The following is a 9,676-nucleotide window of genomic DNA, read 5'->3' as shown; positions in this document are numbered from 1 at the left end:
GGGGGTGGCGGCCCTCGGCCGTGGGCGGCCCGGGGCAGTGGTCCCGGTCGTGGAGACCGGAGGCAGCCGGCCAGGGGCAGTGGTCCCGGCCGTGGAGGCCGGAGGCAGTCGGCCAGGGGCAGTGGCCCCGGCCGTGGAGGCCGGACGCCGACCCCGGGCAGGGCCCCGGCCGTGGAAGCCGGCTGCCGACCCCGGACGTGGAAGCCGGAGGCCGGTCCAGGGGCAGTGGCCCCGCGGGCGGGGGCGTCCGCGGGGTCTGCGGGCGTGGGCCGGCCGCGGCGAGGCCGCTCGGTGGCGGTGGGTGGCCTGCGGGTGCACTCCGGCGTAACGCTCGGAAGCGCCCGAATGACATGTTTGCCCGGGGCCACTGAAGTGTCGTTTCAGCGCAACTCCGGCCCTCTCGCGGGGTGTCTGAAGGAATGTTCGGAGAGCACGACCGACCACACCGCTCTCCGGGCACGGCGCGCCGGCGGTGATACGGCTCCACCGGAGCCCCCGCGCCGGCCGCTCCGACCAAGACCACGACCACGAACCAGGACCACGAACCAGGACCACCAGCTTCGCGAAGGGTCACTTCTGCATGCCTCAGCACAAAATCCTCGCAGCCGCCGCCGGCCTCGCTCTCGCCCTCGGCGGGACGGCGCTCATGGCACCCGCCGCCCACGCGGCCCCGGAGACAGCGGCGGCCGCCGGCCCGGCCACTCTCGTCCATGAGGACGGCGCGGTCTGGTACAAGGCCGCCGCCGGACAGACGAACGAGCTGACGATCTCCGTGGAGAACGTCGACGCCGATCCCTCCGAGTTCGGCTCGGACTACCGCGTCACCTTCCGCGACCGGGTCGAGATGTCCATCGACGCGTCCGCGAGCGAGTGGGACAGCTGCCTCTTCCCGTCGGCGGACGACCGCACCGTCGTGCAGTGCACGGTTCCCGCTCCGCTGGGCTCCGACGACTCGACCATCTACGAGGCCGACCTCGGTGACGGCGACGACACCGTGACCGTCACCTCCGACAACAGCGCGATCGCGGCGGTCCACGGCGGCCCGGACAACGATGTCCTCCAGGGCGTCGGCCAGATCCAGTACAACGGCGACGGCGGTGACGACCGCATCGACGGCAGCAACGGCCTCGGCTCCGACGGCGGCGACGGGGACGACGTCCTCGTCGGTGCCTGCCAGTACACGTGCCGCGGCGGCGCCGGGAACGACTCCGTCACCGGAACCGGCGACATCAACGCCCTCTACGGCGACGACGGCGACGACATCCTGCGCGCCGGAAGCGACAACGACCTGGTCTACGGCGGCAGGGGCCACGACACGCTGTACGGCGAGGGCGGCAACGACACGATGTACGGCAACAGCGGCAACGACGTGCTGTACGGCGGCACCGGCAGCGACACGCTCTCGGGCGGCCCGGGCACGAACGAGGTGCACCAGGACTGAGCGGCGGCCCGGCCGCCGGGTCCCGTGAACCGTGGCCGCGTCTCCCGCACCGGGAGGCGCGGCCACGGCGCGCCTCCCGGTTCCTCGACGGGGGCGCCGAGGACCGGGGCGCCGACACACCGGCTTCCCGCACCGGCCCGTCGGCGTGCTCCCGCCCGGGGGGTCAGAGGGCGATCAGGCCGGCCTCCGTCGCGCGGAAACCGCAGGCGCCCAGGTAGAACGGCCGCAGTTCCGCAGCGAAGTCGACGTGCAGCCACTCGCACCCCGCGGCGCGCGCCCCCCGTACGGCCGTCGCGACGAGCCCGGCCCCGACGCCGCTGCCGCGCCGCTCGCGGGCCACCACGGTGTCCAGCAGGAAGGCGTGCGCGCCGCCGTCCCAGGCGACGTTGACGAAGCCGGTGAGACGGCCGTCCGTACGGGCACAGACCCAGCCGAGGCTGTGCCGGTGCAGCCGGGCACGCCAGTCGGTCCCCGCGGGCGGCTGACCGAAGCCCTCGGCGTGCAGGGCGTTCAGGGCGGCGTTGTCGATCGCGCCGCGCCACTCGAAGACCGGAAGCGGCGTCATGCCGTCCCGAGTTCGTGGCCGGTGGTGCTGTCCACGTGCGCGGGAACGTCTCCCTCGTGGCGGTCGCCGGTCGTCGAGGTGCCGGAGGGTTCGAACATGAGGATCGAGCCGCCGGGCGAGGACGGCTTGTGCTCGGTGCCACGGGGCACCACGAAGGTGTCGCCCCGGTGGAGCACCACGGTGCGCTCCGCCCCGTCCGGGTCGCGCAGGGCCACGTCGAACCGGCCGTCCAGGACGAGGAAGAACTCGTCGGTGTCCTCGTGCACGTGCCAGACGTGCTCCCCTCGCGTATGGGCGATCCGTACGTCGTAGTCGTTCATGCGCGTCACGATCCGGGGACTGTAGACCTCGTCGAAGGAGGCCAGCGCCTCGGTCAGGTTCACGGGCTGTGCGGGCTGTGCGGGCTGTGCGGGCTGGGTCGTCATGCCCTCATTCTGCTGCGGAGGCCCGCCGGACGGCTTGCACGTTCTTGGCGGACCGGCCGCGTGAAGACCCGGCTCCCGGGCGGGCCGGACCTGTGCGGCCCCGGCTCCCGGGCAGACCGCGACCGCCCTGTGCGTGCCCGGCATCCGGGCGGACCGGACGTGTGCGGGGCCTCGTTTCCGCCGGGGGACCGGATCTGCGCGGGCCTCGTTTCCGGCCGGGCGGCCGCGTACGGGACTCCCCCTCGGCCCGGCGGCCGCGTACGGGACTCCCCTCGGCCGGCCGTGTGCCCGGGCGTCGCGGCGCGAGGGCCGGGCGCCGGAGCCTGCGGACTCCGGGCGCCCGGCCCTCCCCCTCCTCGGACAGTGGCCTGATGACGCCTGACGGCGGGGCCTGCCGGGCCGGCCGTCAGCGGAAGAAGCGGAGCGGGATCGCCTCCGCCATGGCCTTGTTGCCGGCGTCGTTGGGGTGCAGGTGGTCCCCGCTGTCGTAGGCCGGGCGCAGCCGCTCCGGGTCCTCCGGGTCGCGCAGCGCCTTGTCGAAGTCGACGACGCCGTCGTACGCGCCGCTGGTGCGGATCCAGTGGTTGACCGCTTGGCGGGCAGCCTCGTTCTCCGGGCTGTGGAAGCCCAGGGTGTCGTGTTTGAACGGGGTGATGGTGCCGCCGTAGATCTTCAGTCCGCGCTCGTGGGCGCGGGCGATCAGCTGCTGGTGGCCGGTGATGACGTCACGGGCCGAGACCCGCTCGGACTCGGGTGCGCTGGTGCCGGGGTGCCCGAGGTCGTTCACGCCGAGGAGGACGACGACATGACGGGCGCCGGGCTGGGCGAGGACGTCGCGGTCGAAGCGGCGCAGGGCGCTCTCGCCGAAGAGTGCCGCGTACGCCTCGGCCTCGTGGCCCGCCGGCGGGTTGGGGTCGAACAGCAGGCGGTTGCCGCTGATGCCCTTGTTGAGCACGCCCCGGTCGCCGCTCCCGTGCCGGCCGCCGCTCCGGGACTCCGCCAGCCGCCGGGCCAGATGGTCGGACCAGCGGTTGTTGGCGTCCGGAGCGGTGCCCGCGGTGATGGAGTCGCCGAGGGCGACGACGGCCGAGGAACGGTCGGAGGTACGGACGCTGACCCCGCTGAGGAAGTTCCAGCGGTCGGTGGTCGTGGCGTCCGCGAGATCGGTACGGCCGGTCACGTTGCCGTCGGCGACGTAGTTGGTCTGCGCCGCGAACGCGTTGACGGTGGTCGCCGGGGTGCGCTCGGGCAGGTGAATGCTGACGACGAGGTCGGCGGCCTCCGGGAGGCGCAGGTCGACCGGGTCGCTGAGGAGCGGGGCCCCGGCCGGGACGGTGACCGAGGACCGGCCGCCGAACGTCAGTTTCCGGTCGGTGCGCGGCTCGATCCGCGAACCGGGGCCGTCCTCCGACTGCCGGGCGACCCGGGCCTCGCCGATGACCAGGGGCTGTTCGCCGAACTCGTTCGACAGCCGGACCCGCAGGGTGTCACCGCCGATGCCGGTGCGGACGATCTGCCGCAGCGTCTGGTCCTCGAAGGCGGTGTCGTCCGACTCCGGCACGGTCGTCATCGCGGCCGACCAGGTGCCCACCCAGGCCCGGCCGTCGCCGGAGCGGGCGGTGCCGGGGCGGGCGGTGTCGGCGGGGGCCTCGTAACCGGTCGTCAGCAGGAGCGCCCCGGCGATCGCGGACACCAGGAAGCCCCGGCGGGTGCTCCGCGCGGTCGGCCACGCGGTCGGTGCTCTCATAGGTCTGTTCTCCTCGGCTGGACGTCGCGCCGGGCACGAGCGCGGTGGGCAGGGGTGATGGGCGGGGGCGCGGGCGGGACGCCGGGGCGGGCGCCCCGGATGCCGCCCGGCGGGCGGGCCGGGCGGCGTTCCCGTCAGCCGCGGCGGGCCGGCCGGTCGAAGCGCCAGCCGTGGTCCTTGAACACCGGGATGACGCGGTCGACGGCCTCGACGGTCTGGCTCCGGTCCCCGCCCCCGTCGTGGAGCAGTACGACGGCGCCCGGGGTGATGCCCTCCTCCAGGCGCCGGACCAGTTCGTCGGTGCCGGGCGGCTCCCAGTCGGCGATGTCGAGCCGCCAGCCGAGCGGCTGCATGCCCATCCCGGCCGCGACGTCCGCCGCGTGCTCGCCCCAGCTGCCGTACGGGGCACGGAACCAGCGGACCGGCGCCGATCCGGGCACGGCCCTGCGTATCGCCTCGTTGGTCTGCCGCAGGTCGGCGCGGATCCGCTCGGGTGACCAGGCGCTGATGTCGTCGTGGCGCATGGTGTGGTTGCAGAGGGCGTGGCCGTCGGCGACGATCGCGCGGACCACCTCCGGATGCTGCTCGACGTGCTCGCCCCACAGGCAGAAGACGGCTTTGACGCGGTGCTCGCGCAGCACCTCCAGCAGCCTCGGTGTGTCGGTGGGGTTCGGGCCGTCGTCGAAGGTGAGCGCGACGGACCGGCCGTCGTGCCGGGTGGAGTCGACGATCGCGGAGGTGGCGTGTCCCCGGCCGGGCCCGCGGTCCGCCGCGGGTGCCTCCGAGGCTCCCGCGGGGGCGACCACCGTCAGGCAGAGGCCGGCGAGCCCCGCGAACAGCAGCACGGGGCCGACCGGGCGCCGCCCGCGCCGGGGCTGTGCGGACCGGACGGCGTCCTGCCGCCCGGTCCCGGTTCTGCCGGTCGTGCCGTTCTTCCTCGTCATCCCTGACCCCTTTTCAGCTGTTTTCCGGCTGTTGTCCGGCTGTTTCCGGCTGTTGCCCGGCCCGGCCGTTCCCCGGTTCCCGCCCCTGCACGGCGGGCCCCGGTCCCTGGGTACGCAAGGGAGGGCCGAACGTCTCCGGGTGGACCCGCCCGGCACATGTCGGCCGAAAATTTCCGGCGCCCTTCCGGACAGGCGGAGGTGACGTTAGAAAGGGTGTTCACGCACGTCAAGAGCCGTACATCGAACCCTTCGACTGCCGTTTCCGCAGGTCGGGGACGTCCTTGGAGGCCGTACGAGAGCGGGTGGCGCCGAAAATGTTACGAAGAGCGCGCGGGTGTCGGACCGGCGCGGGAGTTCTCCCGACACCTGTCTGATGACCTGCGGGGATCCGCCGTGTCACGGTTCTCACGCCACACGCTCGTCGGAGGTGGCGCGCGCCGTTCGCGACCCGCCCACCGGGGTCCGTACGGAGCCACGGGGCGCCACTACCCCACGTCCGACCGGAGGAAGGCATGCGCTACCCGTACGACCCCGAACTCGCCGCGGCCGTCGTGATGATGCCGGAGGTCGACATCTCCGATGTTCCGGCGGCCCGGGCGGCGCAGGCGGAGCAACTGGCCGACGCGGTGTCGGCGGCGGACGAGGCCGGGGTGGACGTCGAGGAGGTCCGCTGGCCGGGCCCCGAGGGCGCGCCCGACGTCATGGTGCGGATCTACCGTCCGCGCTGCGTCCGCGGCCCGTTGCCGGCCATTCTCAGCCTCCACGGCGGCGGCTACGTCGTCGGTTCGCCCGATGTGGACCACGCCTGGAATCTGATGCTCAGCCGCGAACTGCCCGCGCTCGTCGTCTCGGTCGACTACCGGCTGGCGCCGGAGCACCCGTTCCCGGCCGGGCTGGAGGACTGTTACGCGGTCCTCTGCCGGCTCGCGAAGGACGCCACCGAGCTGGGCATCCGGGCCGACCGGATCGCGGTGGGCGGTGACAGCGCCGGTGCCGGGCTCGCCGCCGGACTGGCGCTCCTCGCGCGCGACCGCGGCGGCCCGGACATCTGCTTCCAGCTGCTGATGAGCCCCGAGCTCGACGACCGGCTGGCCACCCCGAGCGCCCTGGAGTTCACCGACACCCCGGTGTGGAACCGGCGCAACGCCCGGCTCAGCTGGGACGCCTACCTCGGTCCCGGAGTGCCCGGTTCCGCCGGTGTCCCGCCGTACGCGGCGCCCGCGCGGGCGGGATCGGCGGAACTCGCCGGCGCCGCGCTGCGGTACGGCCCCGCGGCGGGCGGACCGGCCGGTGCCTCCGGACCGGCCGCCGGCCAGGAGCCTCCCGGCACGGCAGGGCCGGCCGCCGGCGAGGAGCGACCGGACGCCGCGGGGCGGCCCGGCACGGCCGGACTGCCCGGGGGGCTGCCGGGGGAAGGGCGCCTGTCCGGCACCGGGGCACTTGCCGGCACAGGGGGACTTCCCGGTGCCGAGGGACTTCCCGGTGCCGGGGGACTTCCGGGCACGGTGGGGCTGGCGGGTCTGCCGCCCGCATACGTCTCGGTCATGCAGTTCGACCCGCTGCGGGACGAGGGCGTCGACTACGCCCGCGCGCTGCTGGCCGCCGGAGTCCCGGCCGAACTGCACCTCTTCCCGGGCACCTTCCACGGCGCGGTCATGGTCACGCACTCGGACGTGGCCCAGCGCATCACCGCGGGGGCTGTCGGCGCGCTGCGCCGGGTGCTGGCCCGGTGAGCGGGGCGGTGAGCGCCTTACGCCCGGCGGTGCGGAGGGACGGCCCGGCCGGCTCGCGCCGCGGCGCCCGGGCGGCGGGCCCGCACCTCCGGGTGGGCCCGGACGTGCGTGCGTTCTCCGGCACCACCGGCCCGCGGGCCCGCGCGGCCGGTCCTCGCGCCGGTACGGCAGACCCGGGCGCCCGCGCGGGCGCGGCCGACCGGAGTCCGCGTACGGCCCGCCGGGCATCCGGCACGGGCCCGGCCCGGCCTCGTCTCCCGGACCGGCCTCATTCTCCGGCCCGTCCGCAATGCCGTACGGCCCGGCCTCACTTCCGTGACGCCGCCGCCAGCCGCCAGGCGTACAGCGCCAGCTGGGCGCGGAAGCGGTCCCCCGGGTCGCGCAGCCGCCACCCCAGCGCCCCCTCCACCTGGGCCAGGCGCGCGGCCACCGAGCTGTGGTGCAGATGGAGTTCCGTGGCGGCCTGGCGCAGCGAGCCGGTACGGCAGAACGCGGCCAGGGCGGCGATGCCCGTACCGTCGGTCTCGCCCTCCGCCAGGGCCGCGAGGGCCCGTACGTCGGGCTGCGCGTGCAGCAGCTCCACCGGGATCTCCGCGAGCAGGGCCACGGGGCCCAGCGCATCGTGGTCGATCACGGCCTCCGCGGGGTCGCCTGCGACCGCGAACCGCAGCGCGTTCCGGGCCTGCGTCCAGGAGGTGCGCGCTTCCAGTGCGGCGCTGCTGCCGCCGACTCCGGCCCGTACCCGCCGGGCCGACTGCCGCGCCGCACCCGCCTCGCGCATGCGCTCGGCCGTCACCGCGCGCAGTTCCTCGGCGGGCGAGGCGGTCTCGCCGTCCCGGGGCTGCACCAGTACGGCCCCCAGCTCCCCGACGCCCGCGATCCGCACGACGGCCCGCAAACCGCTGCGGCCGAGCAGGGCGACCGCTTCGACCCCGACCTCCGTGCCGGGGCCGCCCGCGACGGCCAGGACGCGGAGCGGCAGTTCCGGGGTGAGGCCGAGCAGGCGCAGCGCGCGGGCCCGGTCCTCGACGGCTTCCCGCTCCGAGAGCACCAGTTCGACGAGGGCCGGGTCGGCGACGTGCGGCGGCTCCGGCTCGCGGGGCCTGCGGTTGTCCGCGACGACGACCCGGGCGGCGAGCGCCATCCATTCCAGGACGAGTTCGTCGAGGGGGCCGGGGGCACCGGGCCGCTCCAGCCAGACGCGGCCGGACGGGCCGGAGGGAGTCTCCCCGGGTGCCGGGGCGACGGCGGAACCCGGGCGGGCGGCGGGGTCCGGGCCACCGTACGGGCCCTCGGCGGCCGCCCGCTCGGCGGCGCCCTGTTCCCTGCCGCCGACGAGTCCGGAGATCCCGGGGCCGGGGGTCCCCGTACCGGGGACCGCGCTACCGGTGGCCGTGCCGCCGGGGATCCCGGTGCCCGTGGCCGCGATGCCGGTGCCGGTGCCGGTTTCGGCGGCCGCGCCGTCCCGTTCCCCGGCCGTATCCGGAACGGCCGGAACGCGCGCCGCCGGGCCGAAAACGGCCGCCCCGGAGACCCGTTCGGGGACGCCGGCCAGCGCGTGCCCGTCGGGCCCGAAACGCACCGTCCGGCCGTCGGCCAGCTCCAGTCCGGCCGGGCATTCGGCGAGCCCCGCGGTGGACCTCACCAGCGAGACCGGGTCGGGCGCGCCACTGAGCAGGGCCTCGAAGTGGGCGATCACGCGAAGCGCGGTCGCCGCGTCCGGGTCCAGTGCCGACAGCCGCAGCAGCAATCCCTTCACGGCCGCAGTTTAGAGCCGCAACCCAGAAAGGACAGTCCCATGTCCACCAGTCCTGCGCCCCACAGCAGGGCAGCAGCGCCCCGGACCCCGTTCCGGAAGCTGCTCGCCGTGTTCGCGGGCGGTCTTCTCCCCTTGCTGGCGGCGGTGTGCGGCACCGCGTCCCCGGCGGCGGCCGAACCCGCGGACGCCTCCCCCGCCTCCCCCGCCGCGGCCGCCGCAGCCGCCGCTCCGGCCGCGCAGCTGACCGAGGTCACCAACTTCGGCGACAACCCCAGCAACCTGCGCATGCACCTGTACGTACCGGACAACGTCCCCGAGAACCCGGCCGTCCTCGTCGCCGTGCACTACTGCACCGGCACCGGACCCGGCTTCTTCTCCGGCACCGAGTTCGCCTCCCTCGCCGACCGCCACGGATTCATCGTCGTCTACCCCTCCGCCACCCGCAGCGGCCAGTGCTTCGACGTCTCCTCCGCCCAGGCCCTCGAACGCGACGGCGGCAGCGACCCCGTCGGCATCCGCTCCATGGTCCGCCACGTCGAACAACACCACAACGCCGACCCCGACCGGATCTACGCCACCGGCGCCTCCTCCGGCGCCATGATGACCAACGTCCTCCTCGGCAACTACCCCGACGTCTTCCAAGCCGGCGCCGCCTTCGCCGGCGTACCCCACAGCTGCTTCGCCAACAACGACGGCTCCGGCTGGAACAGCGCCTGCGCAGGCGGCACCGTCGACCGGACACCGCAGCAGTGGGGCGACCTGGCGCGCGCCGCGTACCCCGGATACAGCGGCGAACGGCCCCGCATGCAGATCTGGCACGGCACCAACGACGACACCCTGCGCTACCCGAACTTCACCGAGCAGATCGACCAGTGGACCAACGTCCACGGACTGAGCCGGACCCCCGACTCCACCGACACCCCGCAGTCCGGCTGGACCCGCACCCGCTACGGCGGCACCGGCGACCAGACACCCGTCGAAGCCATCAGCATCCAGGGCGCCGGCCACAACCTGCCGCAGAGCGGCATGGCGGCCCGGGCCGTCACGTTCTTCGGCCTGGAC

General features: G+C 75.0%; 7 protein-coding genes and 2 pseudogenes. 4 read left to right on the top strand and 5 right to left on the bottom strand.

Annotated elements, in window-relative coordinates:
- The first annotated feature begins 580 nt into the window (after positions 1-580).
- Positions 581-1,441, top strand: a complete 861-nt coding sequence (locus tag GCU69_RS16065) for a calcium-binding protein (protein ID WP_156206430.1) — start codon at positions 581-583, stop codon at positions 1,439-1,441.
- A 163-nt stretch (positions 1,442-1,604) separates the two neighbouring features.
- On the opposite strand, the gene GCU69_RS16060 is transcribed toward GCU69_RS16065, so the two are convergent.
- The 4 genes from GCU69_RS16060 to GCU69_RS16045 form a co-directional block, all read right to left on the bottom strand.
- Entirely contained in the window at positions 1,605-2,006 is a 402-nt protein-coding gene (locus tag GCU69_RS16060) for a GNAT family N-acetyltransferase (RefSeq protein WP_156206429.1), read from the bottom strand.
- Positions 2,003-2,431 carry a cupin domain-containing protein gene (locus GCU69_RS16055; protein ID WP_156206428.1) on the bottom strand — a complete coding sequence of 143 codons (429 nt, stop codon included), beginning with the start codon at positions 2,429-2,431 and terminating at the stop codon, positions 2,003-2,005. The genes GCU69_RS16060 and GCU69_RS16055 overlap by 4 nt, the downstream gene beginning before the upstream one ends.
- A 406-nt stretch (positions 2,432-2,837) precedes the next feature.
- Positions 2,838-4,178 (bottom strand): SGNH/GDSL hydrolase family protein, encoded by a 1,341-nt coding sequence (locus GCU69_RS16050; RefSeq protein ID WP_156206427.1) that lies wholly within the window; start codon positions 4,176-4,178, stop codon positions 2,838-2,840.
- 134 nt (positions 4,179-4,312) lie between these two features.
- A complete protein-coding gene (locus GCU69_RS16045; protein WP_156206426.1) occupies positions 4,313-5,122 on the bottom strand; it encodes a polysaccharide deacetylase family protein in 810 nt (269 codons plus the stop codon).
- A 512-nt stretch (positions 5,123-5,634) separates the two neighbouring features.
- Between GCU69_RS16045 and GCU69_RS34765 the strand changes: the two are divergent.
- Together GCU69_RS34765 and GCU69_RS34760 are read left to right on the top strand one after the other, a co-directional pair.
- Positions 5,635-6,357, top strand: a pseudogene (locus tag GCU69_RS34765) (alpha/beta hydrolase fold domain-containing protein); the annotation flags it as partial.
- 276 nt (positions 6,358-6,633) lie between these two features.
- Positions 6,634-6,855: pseudogene (locus GCU69_RS34760) on the top strand (alpha/beta hydrolase); the annotation flags it as partial.
- A 307-nt stretch (positions 6,856-7,162) separates the two neighbouring features.
- On the opposite strand, the gene GCU69_RS33765 reads toward GCU69_RS34760, so the two are convergent.
- Positions 7,163-8,614: a helix-turn-helix domain-containing protein gene (locus GCU69_RS33765; RefSeq protein ID WP_235978510.1), complete on the bottom strand. Its 1,452-nt coding sequence runs from the start codon at positions 8,612-8,614 to the stop codon at positions 7,163-7,165.
- A 39-nt stretch (positions 8,615-8,653) separates the two neighbouring features.
- On the opposite strand from GCU69_RS33765, the gene GCU69_RS16025 reads away from it, so the two are divergent.
- Positions 8,654-9,676 (top strand): extracellular catalytic domain type 1 short-chain-length polyhydroxyalkanoate depolymerase (locus GCU69_RS16025; protein ID WP_156206425.1); only part of this gene is annotated, 1,023 nt, incomplete at its 3' end.

It is taken from the genome of Streptomyces lycii (genome assembly GCF_009735685.1).
Taxonomy (GTDB): Bacteria; Actinomycetota; Actinomycetes; order Streptomycetales; family Streptomycetaceae; genus Streptomyces; species Streptomyces lycii.
This window is presented reverse-complemented; position numbering and strand designations above follow the sequence as displayed.